Below are 18585 nucleotides of genomic sequence, written 5' to 3' on the forward strand. Positions count from 1 at the left end.
CCGCCGCCGGGATGAGTCCCGGCCAATGGGTGGCGTGCGGGATGACCGGAGTGGTCATCGCCGGGAGTCTGGCTGGCTACGGCGTCTACCAGGACGTCTTCGCCCTCGACACCGCCGAGATCGACACTGACGGCTGGGGGGACCGCCCCGCGCAGGTGGACGGGGTGCACAACATCCTGCTCCTGGGCACCGACGAGCGCGCGGGGGACGACGCCAGCTACAACGAGCTCAACGGCATCCGCCCCGACGTCCTGGTGGTCGTCAGCATCGACGTCGACAAGGGCGGGGTGACCATGGTCAACCTGCCCCGCGACACGATGGTCGAGATCCCGCCCTGCGACGGGGGCGACGAGGGCGAGGGCTGGAACGGCGGCGTCGACCAGCTCAACCACGCGATGACCTACGGCGGCATGGACTGCCAGGGCAACACGGTGGAGACCATCACCGGCATCCACCTCGACCACATGGTCCTGGTGGACTTCGCCGGGTTCGAGAACATCGTGGACTCGATCGGCGGCATCGAGATGTGCGTCCCCGAGCCGATCGACGACCCCAAGGCGCACCTGGTGCTGGACGCCGGAATGCAGCGGCTCGACGGGGAACAGGCGCTGGGGCTGGCTCGCTCCCGCGACAGCGCGGAGAACGGCAGCGACCTCGGCCGGATCGAGAACCAGCAGCGCATGATCGGCTCCATCCTCCGTGAGGTCACCGAGGGCGAGATCCTGTCCAGCCCCAGCACCCTCTACGGCTTCCTGGACTCCATCACCGACAGCCTGACCACCGACAGCGACTTCAGCACCGACAAGATGACCGAACTGGCCGTCGCGATGCGCGAGGTCGACCTGGGCCGGATGAACATGATCACCGCGCCGGTCACCGACTACCCCGCCGACCCCAACAAGGTCGCGCTGGAGGAGACCGCCGCCCAGGAGCTGTTCACGGCGGTGGCCACGGGCGAGCTGGCCGAGGGCGGGGACGACGAGGCGGAGGAGGAGGGCTCCGGCGGCGTCGAGCCCTCCGACGTGTCCCTGCGGGTGCTCAACAACACCGGGATCGACGGTCTGGGCAGCCAGGTCCAGGGACTGCTGGAGGCCGAGGGCTTCGTGGTCACCGAGTCCACCAACCCCGACCTCCGCGCGCCCGACACGACCACGGTCTACCACGGGCCGGACCAGGCCGAGCAGGCCGAGGTCCTGGCCTCCGCCCTGTCGGTCGCCGAGGTGGTCGAGGAGCCCACGCTCGGGGACGACCTGGAACTGGTCATGGGCGCGGCGGACTGGGACGGCCTGGCCGCCGTCGCGGAGCCCGGAGGAGCCCCGGGCGACATCGAGACCACCTCCGCCGCCGAGGACGAGGTGAGCTGCTCCTAGCCCACCCCAACGAGAACGGGGCCGTCACACCAGGTGTGACGGCCCCGTTCTCGTGCGCTCGGGAGGGAGCGGATCAGCCCCCGGCCTTGTTGCCGCGCATGCCCTTGGGCAGCTTCGCGCCCTTCGGCATCGGGCCCTTGGGCATCCGCATCGCGGGCGGCAGCGCCTTGAGGCGGTAGTTCAGCTCGGCGGTGTCGCCCTTGTCCAGGTTGCGCGGCAGCTTGACCAGCGCGCGCTGGAGCTTGGAGACCGGAACCTGGTCCTCGCCGTTGCCGACCTTGAAGTCGTAGATGGGCGTGTCGTGGGCCACGCGGGCGACGCGCTTCTTCTCACCGGCGATCAGGCCCTTGAGCCGACCGGGGTCGCCCTCACCGACCAGGACCACACCGGGGCGGCCGACCACGCGGTGGACGACGTCCATCTGCTTGTTGGCCGCCACGCCGGGCTCGACCACCCAGTTGCCGCGCATGTTCTCCAGGATCGCCATACCGGCGCCCAGACGGCCGTCCAGCATCTGGTACTGGACCCGCTGGGCGGCGCGGGTGAACATGATGAAACCGACCAGGAAGGCGATCGGCAGACCGGTGAGCGGCCAGATGATCCAGGATCCGGTCCAGACGCCGACGCCGACGAAGGCGGCGAAGATCACGACCGCGACGGCCACCGCGATCGGGATCGTCCGCGGGCTCTGCTTGTGCACGACCTTGGCGACCATGCCGATCTGCTTCAACCGGCCCGGCTGCTTCTCGCCACCCTGTCCGGCGGTCGTGTTCTCGGACTTCTTCGCCATCGTGCTTTCAGGCAGCGCACACCGAACTCGTCGGTGGGGAAGGAGATCCCTGGGCTGCCTTGCCTCCTCTTCGCGGTCGACCTGTGGTGCGGCGCCTTCCGGCGCCGCCAGCTGGGCGCCTTGGAACACCAGGATATGTGTCCGGCTCCCGAGATGCGGAACGGTGGCCCGTGGGCCACCGTTCCAGCTTGGTCACGACTCGGGTGTATCAGCCGTTATGCGTCGCTCGTGGCCTTGGCGGCCTCGGCGTCACGCTTCTCGCGGGCCTGCTTGTACAGGGTTCCGGCGCGGTAGGACGAACGCACGAGCGGGCCGGACATGACACCGGCGTAACCGATCTCCTCGGCCTCCTTGCCCAGCTCCACGAACTCCTGCGGCTTCACCCAGCGGTCGATCGGGTGATGCAGCTTGGAGGGGCGCAGGTACTGGGTGATCGTCAGCAGGTCGCACCCGGCCTCGTGGAGGTCGCGCATGGCCTCGCTGATCTCCTCGCGGGTCTCGCCCATGCCCAGGATCAGGTTGGACTTGGTGACCAGACCGGCCTCGCGCGCCTCGGTGATGACCCTCAGCGAGCGCTCGTAGCGGAAGCCCGGGCGGATGCGCTTGAAGATGCGCGGCACGGTCTCCACGTTGTGCGCCAGGACCTCGGGACGCGAGCCGAAGACCTCGGCCAGCTGGTCGGGGTCGGCGTTGAAGTCCGGGATCAGCAGCTCGACGCCGGTGCCCGGGTTGAGCTCGTGGATCTTGCGGACCGTCTCGGCGTAGAGCCAGGCGCCGCCGTCCTCCAGGTCGTCGCGGGCCACACCGGTGACGGTGGCGTAGCGCAGCTCCATCTTCTTGACGGAGGTGGCGACCTTGGTCGGCTCCATCCGGTCCAGCGCCGACGGCTTGCCGGTGGCGATCTGGCAGAAGTCGCAGCGGCGGGTGCACTGGTCACCGCCGATGAGGAACGTGGCCTCCCGGTCCTCCCAGCACTCGAAGATGTTGGGGCAGCCCGCCTCCTGACAGACGGTGTGCAGGCCCTCGCCCTTGACCAGGGACTGGAGCTCGGTGTACTCCGGCCCCATGTGCGCCTTGATCTTGATCCACGGCGGCTTTCTCTCGATCGGGGTCTCGCTGTTGCGCGCCTCCACGCGCAGCAGCTTGCGGCCCTCAGGAGCGATGGTCAACGCGAACCCGTTCCCTTCTGTACCCCTTGACGGGGACCCTCGCGCCCCTCGTGGGGGCTGTGGTCAGTCATCCGCGGGCGGTGGCGCCGGAGAGCATTCCGGAGCCGTCGGTGTGGCTGTACTCCGCCGCGCCGAGGACGTCGGCCAGGTGCCGTTCGAGGCGCGGCCGCACGTCAGCGACGGTGACGGTGCGCCCCAGTTCGTTGGTGAGCGAGGTGACCCCCGCGTCGGAGATCCCGCAGGGGACGATCCGGTCGAACCACGACATGTCATTGTCGCAGTTCACGGCCAGCCCGTGCATCCCCACCCCGCGGGCGATACGGCAGCCGATCGCGGCGATCTTGCGTTCGATCAGCCCGCGCTCGGGGGCGGCGTCCAGCCAGACCCCGGTGCGCCCCTCGACCCGTCGGCCCGTGAGGCCGTATTCGGAGAGGGTGCGGATGATCGCCTCCTCCTGCATGCGGACGTAGGCGATCACGTCGATCGGGTCCGGCAGCTTGACGATCGGGTACACCGTCAGCTGGCCGGGGCCGTGCCACGTGATCTTGCCGCCCCGGTCGATGTCCACCACGGGAGCCCCGGGATCGGTCATGGGACGATCCGACCTCCCGGTGCGCTTGCCCGCCGTGTAGACGGGCTCGTGTTCCAGGAAGAGGACCGTGTCGGCCACCTCATCGGCGACGCGGCTCTGGTGGAGCCGTCTCTGGAGATCCCAGCCCTGGTGGTACGGGACGGGAGTGTCGCCCAGCCATGCGTAAACGAGATCACTCACACCTCCACCTTACGCCCCGGCGGGAGGGGCGGGTCAGGGCAGGATGTCGGATAGCGCACTGCCGCGGCCGGGGCGCCCGGGGGAATAGGAGGACCCGCTCACGCGTTTCCGTCGAACTTTTCTCGAGTTTTTCGGTGAAAGGACTGCGGGGGGCGGCTGTGTCTTCTAGGTTGTGAGTGGGACATGGAACTCCGCGTCAGCGCGGAGCTACCGTGGGCGACGCCCTGTCGGGCTGGCAGGCGTTCGCAGACCCGCAGACCTTTGATGATGGGGATCATCAGGGGATGGTGATTGGTGGGGTAGAAAGACGGGGCGGTGCCGTTCAGGCGCCGCCCCGTCCACCTTTTCCCGCTCAGCCGGGAAAGGGGCGGCGCGCGCGGGCCTCACGCAGCGACAGCGCCCACCACACCAGCTGGTCCAGCATCTCCTCCACCGCGTCCTCCGCGCCCCTCAGCTCCGTGACGGGGCCGCCCTCCGCGCCGAACATCCGCTGGGCGTTGTGCAGGCTCACGGAGGTCCGCACCGAGGTGGAGTGCAGCTCGGCGAAGACCGCGCGCAGCTGCTCCACGGCGCGCAGGCCGCCGGACATGCCTCCGTAGGAGACGAACGCGACCGGTTTGGCGAACCACTCCTTGCGCGCCGAGTCGATGGCGCTCTTCAGCGGTCCGGGGTAGCCGTGGTTGTACTCCGGGGTCACCACCACGAACCCGTCCGCCGCGTCGACGCGGGGTGAGAACGCGTCCAGTGCCGTCCCGTGGCCGTCGCCGAGGTCGAGCTCCGCCACGTCCAGGACGTCGAGGGCGACGCCCTGCCGGGAGGCGGCCCGGTCCAGGAACCACCCGGAGACCACGGTGCCGGTGCGGCCGTTGAGGTTTCCGCCCAGGATGACGGCGATCCGCAGATCCGGCTGTTGCATGGGGTTCCTCGTCTTCGGGTGGCCGGGGCAGGGGCGGGGAGGCCAGACCACGATAGGACCTCAAGTCAGGTTGAGGTCAAGCCGGGGTGGGGGAGGGCGCGACCATGCGGGAAAGGCCCGGGCCGGACACCCCGTGCGGGGTGCCCGGCCCGGGCCGGGAGCGTCCTCCCCGAGGGGAGGTTGGGCTCAGGACAGACCGAGGTCGCCCTCGAAGGCGCCCTCCTCCAGGCGCTCCTTCACGGTCTGGAGGAAGCGGCCGGCGTCGGCGCTGTCGATCAGACGGTGGTCGTGCGCCATCGACAGGTAGACCATCGAACGGACGGCGATGACCTCGCCGCCCATGGCCTCGTCCTCGACGACCACGGGACGCTTGACGACCGCGCCGGTCTCCAGGATCGCCACCTGCGGCTGGTTGATGATGGGCGTGCCGAACAGCGCGCCGGTGTGGCCCGTCTCGGAGATCGAGAACGTGCCGCCGCCCAGCTCGTCCGGGCCGAGCTTGCCGGTGTGGGCGCGCTCGGTCAGGTCGGTGAGGCCGCGGGCCAGACCACCGAGGTTCAGCGAACCGGCGTCCTTGACCACGGGGGCGAGCAGGCCGCGCTCGGTGTCCACCGACACGGCCAGGTTCTCGACGTCGTGGTAGGTCACCGTCTGCTCGGCGGCGTTGATCACCGCGTTGACCTTCGGGTGGGCCTTGAGCGCCTCCACGGCGGCCAGCGCGAAGAACGGGAAGAAGCCCAGCTCCACGCCCTCACGCTTGGCGAAGTCGGCCGCGGCCTGGTCGCGCAGACGCGCGATCTTGCTGACGTCGACCTCGATGACCTGGGTCGTCGTGGCGGAGACGCGCAGCGACTCGACCATGCGGTCGGCGATGGACTTGCGCAGGCGGCTCAGCTTCTCGGTGCGGCCGCGCACCGAGGTGTCCGAGGTGACCTTGCGCGCGGCGGGCGCGGCGGGCGCCGCGGCGGCCGAACGCTGGGTCTCGGCGGCCTTGAGGACGTCCTGCTTGCGGATGCGACCGCCGACGCCGGTGCCGGTCACCCGGGCCAGGTCGACGCGGTGCTCGCTGGCGAGCTTGCGGACCAGGGGGGTCACGTACCCCTCGGCCACGGCGTCGGTGCCGGAGGCCTGGCCCGTGCCACTGAGCGTCTCGATGTCCACCGACGGGCTGTCGGAGTCCTGCTCACGTGCGGCGGGAGCAGGCGCGGACGGGGCGGCCGGGGCGGGGGCGGGCTCGCTCTTGGGCGCGGGGGCGGGCTCGGCGGGGGCGGCGGGCGCGGGAGCGGAACCGGAGGCCCCGCCGATGATCGCGATCTCGGCGCCGATCTCGACCGTCTCGTCCTCGTTGACGAGGATCTTGGTGAGCACTCCGGCCACCGGGGACGGGATCTCGGTGTCCACCTTGTCGGTGGAGACCTCCAGGAGCGGCTCGTCCTCCTCGACGGTGTCACCGACGCTCTTCAGCCACTGGGTGACGGTGCCCTCGGTGACGCTCTCACCCAGGGCGGGGATGGTCACGGGGGTGCCGGGACCGTCGGAACCGGCGGACGGAGCGGCGGGCTCGGGCTCGGCGGCGGGGGCCGGAGCGGGCTCCTCGGCGGCGGGCTCCGGCTCGGGCTCGGCCGCCTCGGGCTGAGCGGCCTCGGGCGCGGGTGCCGCGTCGTCGGCGCCGTCACCGTCGCCGCCGATGATCGCGATCTCCGCGCCGATCTCCACGGTCTCGTCCTCGTCGATGAGGATCTTGGTGAGCACTCCGGCCACCGGGGACGGGATCTCGGTGTCCACCTTGTCGGTGGAGACCTCCAGGAGCGGCTCGTCTACCTCGACGGTGTCGCCCACGTTCTTCAGCCACTGGGTGACGGTGCCCTCGGTGACGCTCTCACCCAGGGCGGGCATGGAAACGGAAGTCGGCATGGATTCCTCGTTGGATCTGGACGCGGTACCTGCCCAGGCCTTGATGGGCAGCGCGGATGTGTGCGGGGGCGGGCCGGTCAGGGCCCGCCCCCGGGGGTGAAGCGGTCAGTCGTGGACGTGCAGCGGCTTGCCCGCCAGCGCGAGGTGGGCCTCGCCCAGTGCCTCCGACTGGCTCGGGTGCGGGTGGATCAGCTGGGCCACCTCGGAGGGCAGGGCCTCCCAGTTGTAGATCAGCTGGCCCTCGGCGATGAGCTCACCGACGCGGCTGCCGACCATGTGGACGCCCAGCACGGGGCCGTCCTTCTCGGCGATGACCTTGACCGCGCCCTGGGTCTGGAGGATCTGGCTCTTGCCGTTGCCCGCCAGGTTGTAGTTCATCTCGACGACGTCGTGACCGCGCTCCTTGGCCACCTTGGTGGTGAGACCGACGGAGGCGACCTCAGGCTCACAGTACGTGACGCGGGGGACACCGTCGTAGTCGATCGCGGGCGGGTTCTGCCCGGCGATGTGCTCGGCGACGAAGATGCCCTCCGCGAAGCCGACGTGCGCGAGCTGGAGGGTCGGGATGAGGTCACCGACGGCGTAGACGTTGCCCACGCCGGTGTGCAGGTTCTCGTCGACCTTGACGAAGCCGCGCTCCAGGGTGACGCCCTGCTCCTCGTAGCCCAGGCCCTCGGAGACCGGGCCGCGACCGATGGCGACCAGCAGGACCTCGGCCTCCAGGGTCTTGCCGCCCTGGAGGGTGACGACCACGCCGGAGTCGGTGGTCTTGACCGACTCGAACGGGGTGCCCAGCTCGGCCTTGATCTTCCGCTTGCGGAAGGCGCGCTCCAGCAGCTTGGAGCTGGACTCCTCCTCGACGGGGACCAGGTGCTTGAGGGCCTCGACGATGGTGACGTCGGCGCCGTAGGAACGCCACACGCTGGCGAACTCCACGCCGATCACGCCGCCGCCCAGAACGATGACGGACTCGGGGACGCGGTTCAGGCCCAGGGCCTGGTCGCTGGTCATGACCTTGTCGCCGTCGATCTCCAGGCCCAGGGTCTTGGGCTGGGAGCCGGTCGCCAGGAGGATGTTCTTCCCCTTGTAGACCGTGCCGTCGACCGTGACCTCGTCCTTGCCGGTGAGCTTGCCCTCACCCTCGACGACGGTGATCTTGCGGGACTTGACCAGCCCGCTCAGGCCCTTGTGCAGGCCGTTGATGACCTTGTCCTTGTACTGGTGCACCGCGTCGATGTCGATGCCCTCGAACGTGGCCCGGACACCGAAGGTCTCGCTCTCCTTGGCGGAGTCGGCCACCTCGGCCGAGTGCAGGAGGGCCTTGGTGGGGATGCAGCCGCGGTGCAGGCAGGTGCCGCCGAGCTTGTCCTTCTCGATCAGGACGACGCTCATGTCCAGCTCTGCGGCGCGCAGTGCCGCCGCGTAGCCGCCGCTGCCGCCGCCAAGGACGACGAGGTCGAAGGTGCCGCCGCTCTCACTCACGGGAACGAACTCCTAGTTGTGGTGTGGCTGGTGATGGTGGTGGAAGACCGTGGTCCGCCGTCGCCGGTGGCGGTGTGTCATCGGGGACCCCGGCTGCCGGGGACGGGGCGGCGCTGCCGGCTCGGGAGCGCCGCCCCGCCCTTCCGGACTACTGCTTGCGGGCGTAGTCCTCGGCGATCCGGACGAGGGTGCGGGTACCCGCACCCGTGCCGCCCTTGGGGGTGTATCCGTGCGGGCCGCCCTGGTTGAAGGAGGGCCCGGCGATGTCGAGGTGGGCCCACTTGGTGCCCTCCTCGATGAACTCCTGGAGGAAGACGCCCGCCGAGAGCATGCCGCCCCAGCGCTCGGCCGCCACGTTGGCGATGTCCGCGACCGAGGAGTCGAGACCGGCGCGCAGCTCACCCGGGAGCGGCATCGGCCAGGAGGCCTCGCCCTCGGCGGTGGCGGCGGCGACGACCTCGTCGCGCACGGCGTCGTCGTTGGACATGACCGCGAACACGCGGGTGCCGAGCGCGACCAGCTGGGCGCCGGTCAGCGTGGCGATGTCCACGATCAGGTCGGGCTGGTCCTCGTGGGCGCGGACCAGGCCGTCGGCCATGACCAGGCGGCCCTCGGCGTCGGTGTTGAGGACCTCGACGGTCTTGCCGCCGTAGATGCTCAGGACGTCGGAGGGGCGCTGGGCGGTGCCGCTGGGCATGTTCTCGGCCACGGTCAGGTAGCCGACCGCGTTGACCTTCAGGCCCAGGGTGGAGATGGCGCGCATGGCGGCGAGCACCGAGGCGGCACCGCTCATGTCGGACTTCATCGAGTCCATCCCGCCCGCGGGCTTGAGGGAGAGGCCGCCGGAGTCGAACGTGATGCCCTTGCCGACGAAGGCGACCGTCCTGGTGGCCTCGGGGTGGCCGTAGGCCAGCCGGACCAGGCGGGGCGGGTTGGCCGAACCCTGGCCGACGCCGGTCAGGCCGCCGTAGCCGCCCTCGGACAGGGCCCGCTCGTCCAGGACCTCGATCTCCAGCTCGGCCTGCTGGGCGATCTCCTGGGCCGCCGAGGCCAGGTCCTCGGGGACGAGGTCAGCGGGGGCGGTGTTGACGAGGTCACGGGTGAAGGAGACGGCCTCGGCCAGGACGGCGGCGCGCTCCACGGCGTCGGCGGCGCCGTCGGCCTCGCTGACCACGGTGAGCGTGGCGGAGGGGCGGGCGGCCCTCTTCTCGGCCTTCTCACCGGTGCGGTAGCGGTCGAAGCTGTAGGTGCCGAGTTCGGCGCCCAGCGCGACGGCTCCGGCCTGGTCGGCGGTGGTCGCGGGCAGGGCCAGGGCGACGCGGCCCGCGCCCTCGGGGCGGGCGCTCAGCGCGCGCAGCGCGGCTCCGGCCGCACGGGACAGGACGTCCGGGTCGACGGCACCGTCGGCGGGCGCCGGGCCGAGCCCGACCGCGACGACGACCGGGGCCGTGACGGCTCCGAGGGAGGCAATGGTGTGCACCTCCTCAGGGGCGCCGCTCGCTCCCAGGAGCGACAGGGTCGAGCCGAGGCCGCCGGAGAAGGCGGCGTCGACGCTATGAGCGCCCGATGCGGGCTCCGGGGCGTCGCCTCCGGAGTGGTAACCGACGACAACCGCGTCGGCGTCGAGCGAACTGGGGGACTCCGTGTTTACTGACAACGTCGTGCTCACGTCCTCGATGCTAGTCCTCCCGCGCCCCCGGCGGTGACGCCGCGCCCCGTGCCTCCGGGGCCCTGACGCGGCGCTCCCCGCCGTCGCGCGGCGTACGGGTGGCCCCGGGTGGGTCCACCTCCGGCCGCGCCATGTGGGGCCTCTGGTCCCTCGTGGGAGGTGTCGCACGCGGTCGGCGGCGCCCGGACACCCTCTCCCCGGCCCCGGCCGCGTGAAACTGAGTGTGAAAAAATGTGATGATGGCGACATCCGGCCGTCGCGGAAAACTATCAGACAGCACGAATCGGCAGGTGAAGCAGCCCCCGGCTGTTCACAGCGCGAGCGCCGCCGCCCCCTCCGCCCCGACCCGCACACCCCGGCAGCCGTCCCCGAACCGCCTCGTCCTAGGATCGCTCAAGCGAGCCTGCCCTCGCCTCTGACCTGCACGGGAGAACAGATGCCGTATCCCGGAACCCCCACCCCGCCGCCTCTCCGCGCCGCCCGCTCGGCCACCGTCGCGCTGGCCCTCCTCGCCGTGTGCGTCGCGGTCCCGGCCCCGGCCGGGGCCGACTCACCGCTGGCGGAGGCGGCCCGCGACCTCTCCTCCGGAGAGCACGTCCACGTCGCGCCGGACGGCCCCGAGGTCTCCGAGGAGACCCTGGCCCTGGCGCGGGCCCGGCTCTCCGAGGCGCGGACGCCGATCCGCGGCGCCCTCCTCGAAGGAGTGGACCCCGCGCGGGCCGTCCACACCCTCGCCGAGGAGGTCGGCGAACCGGGTCTGTACGTGGTGGCCACCGAGGAGCGCGCCTCCACCGGGGGTGCCACGACCCACCTGTCCTGGACCGCCGTGGGCATCGACACCGGCGGCGCCGACCTGGAGGAGCACTTCGTGTTCTCCCACGGGGACCCGGTGGAGCAGATGGTCAGCGCGGTGGACCTGCTCGACGGCGACCTGCTCCCCGACCTCGCGTCGGCCGCCCGCGAGGAGACGGTCTACGTCCACCCCGCCGTCGAGGCGGCCCTGCCCGACCTCGACGTCGAGGCCCTCCGGGAGCGGTTCGACGGCCTGGACGACGACACCCGGGTCGCGGTCGTCCCCCCGCCGGGGGAGGGCGCCGCCACCTACGAGGAGGCCTACGCCGACGCCCTGCTCGAACCGCTCGGTGACGACGGCACCGCCCTGCTCGCCGTCTGGACCTTCGACGACTTCGACCTCACACCCGCCTCCGCCCCGGAGGGCCCCGCGCCCGAGGACCTGGCGTGGCTGCTGCCGCTCGGCCCCGGTCTGGACGGCCTGGCCCCCGCGCTCCACCTCTTCGCCGGCGCGGCGGACGGGAACGTGGTGGCCGACGCCCGGGCGGCCCTCGCGGACGACCACCTGTTCGTGCACCCCAGGGCGGGCGCCGACATCACCGAGGCCGAGCGCGCCGAACTCGACGCCGCCCTGGCCGCCAGGGACGAACCGGTCCGGGTCGCGGTCCTGCCCGCCGGAGCCCGGCTGGAGGCCGACCCGGACGGCGGCGCCGAGCCGCTGGCCGACGCGGTGGCCGACGGGTCCGACGACCCCGTCGTCGTCTACACGCTGGACGGTTCCGGAGACGTGGAGTACTACCCGGTGCGCGGAGACGTCACCGGGGCCGAGTACGACCTCGCCACCGCCGTCTTCTTCGGCCTCGACCACGAGAGCGCCCGGAACTCGGTGGACGGCCTCCTGACGGAGCTCGGTGACGGGTCGGTGCTCGCCGTGGAGGAACCGGCCACCGGCCGGGGGCCAGCGACACTGCCCTGGCCCGCCGTGCTCGGCCTGCTGCTCTCCGTCGCCCTGACCTCGATCGGTCTGGTCGGCGTGCTCGGACGACGTCGGACGCTGTCCGCGCGGGTACGGGAACAGGAGCGCCTCGCGTCCGAGCGGGAGGACGCCGAGACCATGGAGGAACTGCGCGCGGAGGAGGCGGCCCGCGTCGCCGCCATCCAGGCCGAGAACGACCGGGGCATCACGGAGCTGGGTGAGGAGCTGGCCCGGGCCGAGGCCCCCGTGACCGGCTCGGTGGAGGAGTTCGAGACCCACCTGAGGGAGTACGAACTGCTCAAGGGGGACAACGAACGCGCGAACGACATCGACCGCGTCCTCGCCGTCCGCCGCCGCATGGAGCAGGCGCGCGACCGCCTGGAGGGGTGGAACCGCCGCCAACGCGACCACTGACCGGGGGCGCGGTCGACCGCGGGCGCTCAGCCGCGCGCGGCGGCCGCCGTCACCAGCAGGACCACCGTCACTGCCGTCTCCACCAGGGCACCCAGGACGTCCCCGGTCACCCCGCCCAGCCGGCGCACCGCCCGGTACAGCAGGGCCCCGGCCGCCGCCAGCCCCGCCACCGCAGCCACCGCGCAGGCCGCGGCGAACCCGGGGGAGTGCGCCAGCCCGAGCAGGCAGGCGGCCAGCACCCCGGCCGCGCACACCGCCGCCGCCAGCGGGCGCACCGTCCCCGCCACGAAGGAGCCCAGCCCGTCGGGGCGAGCCGAGGGCACCCCCGTGCACGCCAGGGTCACCGCCAGCCGTCCGGTCGCGCCCGCGACCACCGCCCCGGCCACGGCGGCCCAGGGCGAGGCCTCGACGAGCCCCGCCAGCGCCAGCACCTGGGCTCCCACCGCGACCAGCAGGGTGAGCACCCCGAACGGTCCGATGTCGGAGCGGCGCATCACCTCCAGCGCGCCCTCCGCCGGGCGGCCGCTGCCCAGGCCGTCGGCGAGGTCGGCCAGCCCGTCCAGGTGCAGCCCACGGGTGAGCAGCGCCCCCAGCCCCACCGCGAGCAGCGCCGCCAGCGGGGCGGACCACCACCAGGCCCCGGCCACCGCGACGATCCCGGTGACCCCGCCGAGCAGCCCGCCCAGCACGGGTGCCCAGCACATCGCCCACCCCGCCACGGCGCGGTCCACCCGCTCCACCCGCACCGGCCAGACCGTGAAGGTGCCCACAGCCATCCGCGCCCCTGCCAGGGCGTCGGCGGCGCTCACCCGAGCTCCACCACGCGCCCGGCCGTCACCAGCACCACGACCTCGGACTCCGCGCCCACCCACTGGTTCAGCAGCCCCAGCCGGTCACGGAAGATCCGGCCCGAGCGGGTCGGCGGAACCACGCCCGAACCCACCTCGTTGGTGACCGCCACCACGTAGGCCCGGGTCGAACGCCAGGCCTCCAACAGTTCGTGGACGGCGGTCTCCAACCGCTCCTCGGCGTCCTCGGGCGGGTCCTCCTCCCAGAGCCCGCACTCGCCCATCACCCCGGTGAGCCAGGTGCCCAGGCAGTCGACCAGGACCGCGCCCCGCGCCTGCCTCAGCAGCACCGCGAGGTCCGTGGTCTCCTCGGTCCGCCACCACCAGGGGCGCCGCAGCGCGTGCCGTTCGACCCGCTCCGCCCACTCCGGATCGGCGCCGTCGGGGACCGGTCCGGTGGCCGCGTAGACCACCCGGGGCTCGGTCAGCAGACGCAGTTCGGCCTCGGTGGACTTGCCGGAGCGGGCCCCGCCCGTGACCAGCGCGCGGTACGGCCCGTGCGGCCGGGACTCCGGCCACACCGCGGGCGGGCACGACATGACGGTGCCGTCACCCGGGACCAGGGCGCCCCACAGGTGGGCCCGCCGGGCGAACTCCTCGGGGGACCGGATGCGGTGGTCGCCGCCGACCGCCACCACGGCGGTGGTCACCCCGATCACCCCGGACCGGCGCAGCTCTCCGACGACCTCCGGGCGCTGCGCGGCGTCCACGATCACCATGTCCACCTGCTGGGCGGGCGCGGACGAGTACGCGGACGCCCCCGAGGGCCGACCGTCGGCGGGCGGTCCCCCCGGCAGCGGCCCCGGACCGGAGCGGGCGAACAGCAGTCGGCCGCCGTCCGCGCTCTCCACGAGGGCGCCGTCCGGCGTGGACGTCACGGTGTAGCCGGGCGGGACCGGTCCGACCGCTCCGGCCTCTCGCAGGCGGAAGCGGTCGTCGACGGTCACCCGCAGCGGCAGGCGGCGTTCCGCGTGGGCCTTGTTGCAGGACGAGCAGGTGCACTGTGGGGCTGGCCAGCCCGTGTGACCCGCTGTCCCCAGAAATCGGATACGCACCCAGAAGAGTAAACAGCATCGCGGACCAAGCCTTGGTTAAGCTCGGCGCAGGATCGCGGTGCACCCACCGTGGAACCGGCGACGAAGGGCGGTCGAGGATGGCGTGGACGTGGCGGTACATCGGGACTGACGGTGACCGGACGGGGACGGAGGAACTGCCGGCCGAGTCGTTCACGTCGCGTGGCGACGCCGAGAGCTGGCTGGGTGAGAACTGGGCCGAGCTGGCGGAGGGCGGCGTGGTCAGCGTCGCGCTGCTGGAGGACGACAGCGAGCTCTACACGATGCCCCTCGGAACCGAGTGAACGCGCGGGGGCCCGGCGGTCCGCACGACCGCCGGGCCCCCGCGACCCGGGACGGGGGATCCCGCTAGCCGCGGATGTTCTCCGGGCTCTTGGTGAGCTCCGGGTCGCGCTCCACGCTGTCGCCCAGGACATCGTCGATCCGCGCCATCAGCGCGGCGTCGAGCCTGACCCCGGCCGCCTTCACGTTGCTCTCGACCTGCTCGGGACGGGAGGCGCCGATGATCGCGGCGGAGACGTTCGGGTTCTGGAGGACCCAGGCCACGGACAGCTGCGACAGGGTGAGCCCGGCCTCGGCCGCCAGCGGCTCCAGCAGCTGCACCCGCTCCAGCAGCGTCTGGTCCGCGACCTTGTCCGCCAGGAAGCGCTCGCTCTTGGGGTCACTGGCCCGCGATCCGGTCGGGAGCTCCTGGCCCGGCTTGTACTTGCCCGTGAGGACGCCGCCCGCGATGGGGGACCAGACCAGCTGGCCGATGCCCTCGCGTTCGGAGAGCGGGACGACCTCGGACTCGATGACCCGCCAGATCATGTTGTACTGCGGCTGGCTGGAGACGATCCGGTCGAAGCCCATCTCGTCGGCGATCTTCAGCGCCCGCTCGATCTGGTCGGCGCGCCACTCGGAGACACCGATGTAGAGGGCCTTGCCCTGGCGGACCAGGTCCTCGAAGGCCCGCATGGTCTCTTCGAGCGGGGTGGAGTAGTCGTACCGGTGCGCCTGGTACAGGTCCAGGTAGTCGGTGCCCAGGCGGCGCAGGGAGTCCTCGCAGCCGCGGATGACGTGCTTGCGGTTCAGGCCCCGGTCGTTGCGGCCCTCGCCCACCGGCCAGAAGACCTTGGAGAAGATCTCCAGGCCGTCACGGCGCTGTCCCTTGAGCGCGCGGCCCAGCACCTCCTCGGCCCTGCCCTGGGCGTAGGCGTCCGCGGTGTCGAAGGTGGTGACGCCCGCGTCGAGCGCCGCACGGACGCAGGAGGCCGCGGTGTCCTCCTCGACCTGGGAGCCGTGGGTGATCCAGTTCCCGTACGCGATCTCGCTGATGATCAGACCGCTGTTGCCAAGATGCCGAAATTCCATGCCGAGCACTCTAGTTGGCGCGCTTCCGGCGAGCTCCACGGGGACGGAGGGAGGTGAAGGGCCGGTGCGGTCACCGGCCCCGCTCACGTCGTCGGGGATGGGGATGCCGGGGCGGCCGGTGGATCAGCGGACGCCGCTCGGAGTGGGGTCTTCTCCGACCTTCAGCCGGGGCTTGGGCAGACGCAGGCGCCGGAACTGGAGCTGGCGCATGGCGGCGTACATGCCGATGCCCCTGACCGCCGGGTCGTCCGGGAAGTACTCGGTGGCGCGGCGCTTGACCGTGCGGCCGATCATGACGCCCTCGGCGATGATCGTCACCATCATCAGCGGCCACAGCACGTAGGCGACGCCCACCTGGAAGACCGGGCTGTTGACGAACAACAGGGCGATGATGAGGATCGAGAACGGCAGGAAGAACTCGCTCGCGCTGCGGCGCGAGTCGATGAAGTCCCGGGCGTAGGCACGGGCCTTGCCGAGGTCCTGCTGCCGGAAGTACTTCTCGTCTCCCTTGGGGGCGCCGGAACGCCGGGCGGTCGTGCCGCGTTGACGTTCGAGACGGTCCCGGTAGGCGCGGTAGGCCTCCTTACGGGTCTCAGGGGCCTTCACCGGTCGGCGCGGGGTGCCTTCGGATTCCCTGCGCTTAGGGGTGGGCACACCCTTCTTGGGGGTATATCCCTTAGGTTGGGTGGCCTCAGTGGCCTCAGGGCTGGCGGATTCGGCCGTGGTCGAATCCGGGGCTGCGGAAGCGGAGCGACGTCGGAACACACCCTCAGGGTAGCCGGTCATAGCTTTATGGCGACCGCGGGCCAGACCGCGTAGGGTTGGGCAAAGCGCCCGCTGGGAACAGCCGATGTACGCACCGAGAAGGGGACGGCCACGCCAATGAGCGTGTTTCAGCGACTTTCGATGATCTTCAAGTCCAAGGCCAACAAGGCCCTGGACTCGGTCGAGGACCCCAGGGAAACCCTCGACTACTCGTACCAGAAACAGCTCGAACTGCTCCAGAAGGTCCGTCGCGGCGTCGCCGACGTCGCGACCTCCCGCAAGCGGGTCGAGCTCCAGATCCAGCAGCTGGAGCAGCAGTCCGGCAAGCTGGAGAACCAGAGCCGCGCCGCCCTCACCCAGGGCCGTGAGGACCTCGCCCGCGAGGCCCTCACCCGCCGCTCCGGCCTCACCAGCCAGATGGAGGGGCTGCGCGAGCAGCACGCCAACCTCCAGAACGAGGAGCAGAAGCTCACGATGGCGGCCCAGCGCCTGCAGGCGAAGGTCGACGCCTTCCGCACGCGCAAGGAGACCATCAAGGCGACCTACACCGCCGCCCAGGCACAGACGCAGATCAGCGAGGCCTTCTCCGGTATCTCCGAGGAGATGGGCGACGTCGGCATGGCCGTGCAGCGGGCGGAGGACAAGACCGCCGAGATGCAGGCCCGTGCGGGCGCGGTGGACGAGCTCCTCGCCTCCGGCGCGCTGGACGACGTCACGGGCACCGGCCCCAAGGACGACATCCAGTACGAGCTCGACCAGATGGCGAGCACGACCGGTGTCGAGGCCGAGCTGGAGCGCATGAAGCTCGAACTCGGCGGCGGCAGCGGTGGCGGCGCCACCCCGCAGATCGAGGGTGGCAACGGGGCCGGGAACCGGGAGGGCTCGTGATCGTCCGCATCATGGGTGAGGGGCAGGTCGACCTCACCGACGCAGACCTGGACCTGCTCAACGACTTCGACGCCGCCCTGGAGGCCGCGATCGAGTCGGGTGACGAGGCCACGTTCCGCAAGGCGCTGCACGACCTCCTGGAGAAGGTCCGGCAGGACAGCAAGCCGCTGCCGCCCGACTCCCTGGAGCCCTCGCAGTTCATCCTCCCGCCCGCCGACGCCAGCATGGACGAGGTTCGGGAGATGCTCCAGGACGACGGGCTCATCCCGGGCTAGGGCTCGTCCCCGTACTCGGTGCCCTCGCGTACGCGCTCTTCCACCCCGGCCGCCGTGATCCGTCACGGCGGCCGGGGTGTGTCCGGGGTCATGCGGGCGCGGGGACACGCGGTGTCCCGCTTTAACCCGTTTCTCACCTGCCGGAACTACACTCCGACACATCCGTAGGGGGAGGGAGTCGGCGTGGCTGGTTCGAAGTTCCGTCCGGACCGGGGGCTGACGGCCCGGATGGTCATGACCATGGTTTTGCTGTTCCTGGTCTACGTCGCCTTCGTCGTGGGACTGGTCCTGGCCGGGCTCAACGTGTTCCTGGTCCTGGTCCTGGTCGCGGCGTTCGCCCTGTTCTCCTACTTCTCCTCCGACAAGATCGCCATGTTCGCGATGGGCGCCAAGGAGGTCTCCCCCCAGCAGGCGCCCGACCTGCACGCCATGGTCGACCGCCTGTGCGCCATGGCCGACATGTCCAAGCCGCGGGTGGGCATCGCCGACACCGACGTGCCCAACGCCTTCGCGACCGGGCACAACGAGAAGTCCGCGGTCATCTGCGTGACCACCGGGCTCATGCGCCGCCTCGACGGCCCCGAGCTGGAGGCGGTCGTCGCCCACGAGCTCTCGCACATCGCCCACCGCGACGTGATGGTGATGACCATCGCCGGCTTCCTCGGCATCGTCGCCGGGTTCCTCACCCAGGCCGGGCTGCGCTTCGCCATGTTCGCCGGAGCGGGCGGGCGCGGCGGCAACAACAACGGCCCCGCCCCGGCGGTCGTCGCGCTCCTGGTCGTCCTGGTCAGCGCCGTCGCCTGGGTCCTGAGCTTCCTGCTCACCCGTGCCCTGTCCCGGTACCGTGAGCTCGCCGCGGACCGCGCCGCCGCGTACCTGACCGGCCGCCCGTCCGTGCTCGGCAGCGCCCTGTCCAAGATCACCGGTGACATGGCCCGCATCCCCACCCGGGACCTGCGACAGGCGGAGCCGTTCAACGCGTTCTTCTTCGCCCCGGCGTTCGCGAAGAAGGGCTTCAGCATGAACCAGCTCATCGCCACCCACCCGCCCGTCGAGCAGCGCCTGGCCCAGCTCTCCGACATCTCCCGCCAGCTCGGTAGCGGAGCCTGACCCCAACCA

At 71.6% G+C, this 18585-nt stretch carries 17 protein-coding genes; 6 read left to right on the top strand and 11 right to left on the bottom strand.

What is annotated here, in order from left to right:
- Positions 1-11: 11 nt before the first annotated feature.
- The gene (locus tag AC0VYM_RS09325; protein WP_475462980.1) at positions 12-1370 is read left to right on the top strand and encodes an LCP family protein; all 1359 of its coding nucleotides are present in this window, start codon (positions 12-14) and stop codon (positions 1368-1370) included.
- A 73-nt stretch (positions 1371-1443) separates the two neighbouring features.
- On the opposite strand, the gene AC0VYM_RS09330 is transcribed toward AC0VYM_RS09325, so the two are convergent.
- The 7 genes from AC0VYM_RS09330 to AC0VYM_RS09360 all read right to left on the bottom strand — a co-directional run bounded on the left by AC0VYM_RS09330 (position 1444) and on the right by AC0VYM_RS09360 (position 10082).
- Positions 1444-2160 (bottom strand): DUF4191 domain-containing protein, encoded by a 717-nt coding sequence (locus AC0VYM_RS09330; RefSeq protein WP_475461103.1) that lies wholly within the window; start codon positions 2158-2160, stop codon positions 1444-1446.
- A gap of 215 nt (positions 2161-2375) precedes the next feature.
- Positions 2376-3329, bottom strand: coding sequence for a lipoyl synthase (gene lipA, locus AC0VYM_RS09335; protein WP_475461106.1), 954 nt, complete (start codon positions 3327-3329; stop codon positions 2376-2378).
- A 67-nt stretch (positions 3330-3396) separates the two neighbouring features.
- Positions 3397-4101 carry a lipoyl(octanoyl) transferase LipB gene (gene lipB, locus AC0VYM_RS09340; protein ID WP_475461107.1) on the bottom strand — a complete coding sequence of 235 codons (705 nt, stop codon included), beginning with the start codon at positions 4099-4101 and terminating at the stop codon, positions 3397-3399.
- A 352-nt stretch (positions 4102-4453) separates the two neighbouring features.
- The gene (locus AC0VYM_RS09345; protein WP_475461110.1) at positions 4454-5017 is read right to left on the bottom strand and encodes an NADPH-dependent FMN reductase; all 564 of its coding nucleotides are present in this window, start codon (positions 5015-5017) and stop codon (positions 4454-4456) included.
- Positions 5018-5203: 186 nt separating this feature from the next.
- The gene (gene sucB / locus AC0VYM_RS09350; protein ID WP_475461113.1) at positions 5204-6931 is read right to left on the bottom strand and encodes a 2-oxoglutarate dehydrogenase, E2 component, dihydrolipoamide succinyltransferase; all 1728 of its coding nucleotides are present in this window, start codon (positions 6929-6931) and stop codon (positions 5204-5206) included.
- A 105-nt stretch (positions 6932-7036) separates the two neighbouring features.
- Positions 7037-8413 (bottom strand): dihydrolipoyl dehydrogenase, encoded by a 1377-nt coding sequence (gene lpdA, locus AC0VYM_RS09355; RefSeq protein ID WP_475461115.1) that lies wholly within the window; start codon positions 8411-8413, stop codon positions 7037-7039.
- A gap of 148 nt (positions 8414-8561) precedes the next feature.
- Positions 8562-10082, bottom strand: a complete 1521-nt coding sequence (locus tag AC0VYM_RS09360; protein WP_475461117.1) for a leucyl aminopeptidase — start codon at positions 10080-10082, stop codon at positions 8562-8564.
- Positions 10083-10518: 436 nt separating this feature from the next.
- On the opposite strand from AC0VYM_RS09360, the gene AC0VYM_RS09365 reads away from it, so the two are divergent.
- Entirely contained in the window at positions 10519-12264 is a 1746-nt protein-coding gene (locus tag AC0VYM_RS09365) for a hypothetical protein (protein WP_475461120.1), read from the top strand.
- A 26-nt stretch (positions 12265-12290) separates the two neighbouring features.
- On the opposite strand, the gene AC0VYM_RS09370 is transcribed toward AC0VYM_RS09365, so the two are convergent.
- Positions 12291-13073 (bottom strand): adenosylcobinamide-GDP ribazoletransferase, encoded by a 783-nt coding sequence (locus tag AC0VYM_RS09370; protein WP_475461123.1) that lies wholly within the window; start codon positions 13071-13073, stop codon positions 12291-12293.
- Positions 13070-14059 (bottom strand): bifunctional adenosylcobinamide kinase/adenosylcobinamide-phosphate guanylyltransferase, encoded by a 990-nt coding sequence (locus AC0VYM_RS09375; protein WP_475462981.1) that lies wholly within the window; start codon positions 14057-14059, stop codon positions 13070-13072. Before AC0VYM_RS09375 ends, AC0VYM_RS09370 begins: the two co-directional genes overlap by 4 nt.
- A gap of 206 nt (positions 14060-14265) precedes the next feature.
- Between AC0VYM_RS09375 and AC0VYM_RS09380 the strand changes: the two genes are divergently transcribed.
- Positions 14266-14469 (top strand): hypothetical protein, encoded by a 204-nt coding sequence (locus tag AC0VYM_RS09380; protein ID WP_475461126.1) that lies wholly within the window; start codon positions 14266-14268, stop codon positions 14467-14469.
- 64 nt (positions 14470-14533) lie between these two features.
- Here AC0VYM_RS09380 and AC0VYM_RS09385 read toward each other — a convergent pair whose 3' ends face one another.
- On the bottom strand, positions 14534-15538 hold the full coding sequence (locus AC0VYM_RS09385) for an aldo/keto reductase family protein (protein ID WP_475461129.1): 1005 nt from the start codon (positions 15536-15538) through the stop codon (positions 14534-14536).
- Between the two features lie 123 nt (positions 15539-15661).
- Entirely contained in the window at positions 15662-16324 is a 663-nt protein-coding gene (locus tag AC0VYM_RS09390; protein ID WP_475461132.1) for a DUF3043 domain-containing protein, read from the bottom strand.
- A gap of 96 nt (positions 16325-16420) precedes the next feature.
- On the opposite strand from AC0VYM_RS09390, the gene AC0VYM_RS09395 reads away from it, so the two are divergent.
- The 3 genes from AC0VYM_RS09395 to htpX all read left to right on the top strand — a co-directional run bounded on the left by AC0VYM_RS09395 (position 16421) and on the right by htpX (position 18576).
- Positions 16421-17191: a PspA/IM30 family protein gene (locus AC0VYM_RS09395; protein WP_378742606.1), complete on the top strand. Its 771-nt coding sequence runs from the start codon at positions 16421-16423 to the stop codon at positions 17189-17191.
- Complete coding sequence (pspAA, locus tag AC0VYM_RS09400) at positions 17188-17466, top strand: PspA-associated protein PspAA (protein ID WP_475461135.1); 279 nt, start codon at positions 17188-17190, stop codon at positions 17464-17466. The genes AC0VYM_RS09395 and pspAA overlap by 4 nt, the downstream gene beginning before the upstream one ends.
- A 183-nt stretch (positions 17467-17649) precedes the next feature.
- On the top strand, positions 17650-18576 hold the full coding sequence (gene htpX / locus AC0VYM_RS09405) for a zinc metalloprotease HtpX (RefSeq protein ID WP_475461138.1): 927 nt from the start codon (positions 17650-17652) through the stop codon (positions 18574-18576).
- Positions 18577-18585 lie beyond the last annotated feature (9 nt).

It is taken from the genome of Nocardiopsis sp. iso_237 (assembly GCF_056173345.1).

Coding starts and splice junctions, on each gene's coding strand:
- AC0VYM_RS09345 (WP_475461110.1), bottom strand. CDS start 5,017: ATGCAACAGCCGGATCTGCGGATCGCCGTCATCCTGGGCGGAAACCTC.
- AC0VYM_RS09325 (WP_475462980.1), top strand. CDS start 12: ATGAGTCCCGGCCAATGGGTGGCGTGCGGGATGACCGGAGTGGTCATC.
- AC0VYM_RS09390 (WP_475461132.1), bottom strand. CDS start 16,324: ATGACCGGCTACCCTGAGGGTGTGTTCCGACGTCGCTCCGCTTCCGCA.
- AC0VYM_RS09385 (WP_475461129.1), bottom strand. CDS start 15,538: ATGGAATTTCGGCATCTTGGCAACAGCGGTCTGATCATCAGCGAGATC.
- AC0VYM_RS09395 (WP_378742606.1), top strand. CDS start 16,421: ATGAGCGTGTTTCAGCGACTTTCGATGATCTTCAAGTCCAAGGCCAAC.
- AC0VYM_RS09365 (WP_475461120.1), top strand. CDS start 10,519: ATGCCGTATCCCGGAACCCCCACCCCGCCGCCTCTCCGCGCCGCCCGC.
- AC0VYM_RS09380 (WP_475461126.1), top strand. CDS start 14,266: ATGGCGTGGACGTGGCGGTACATCGGGACTGACGGTGACCGGACGGGG.
- sucB (WP_475461113.1), bottom strand. CDS start 6,931: ATGCCGACTTCCGTTTCCATGCCCGCCCTGGGTGAGAGCGTCACCGAG.
- AC0VYM_RS09330 (WP_475461103.1), bottom strand. CDS start 2,160: ATGGCGAAGAAGTCCGAGAACACGACCGCCGGACAGGGTGGCGAGAAG.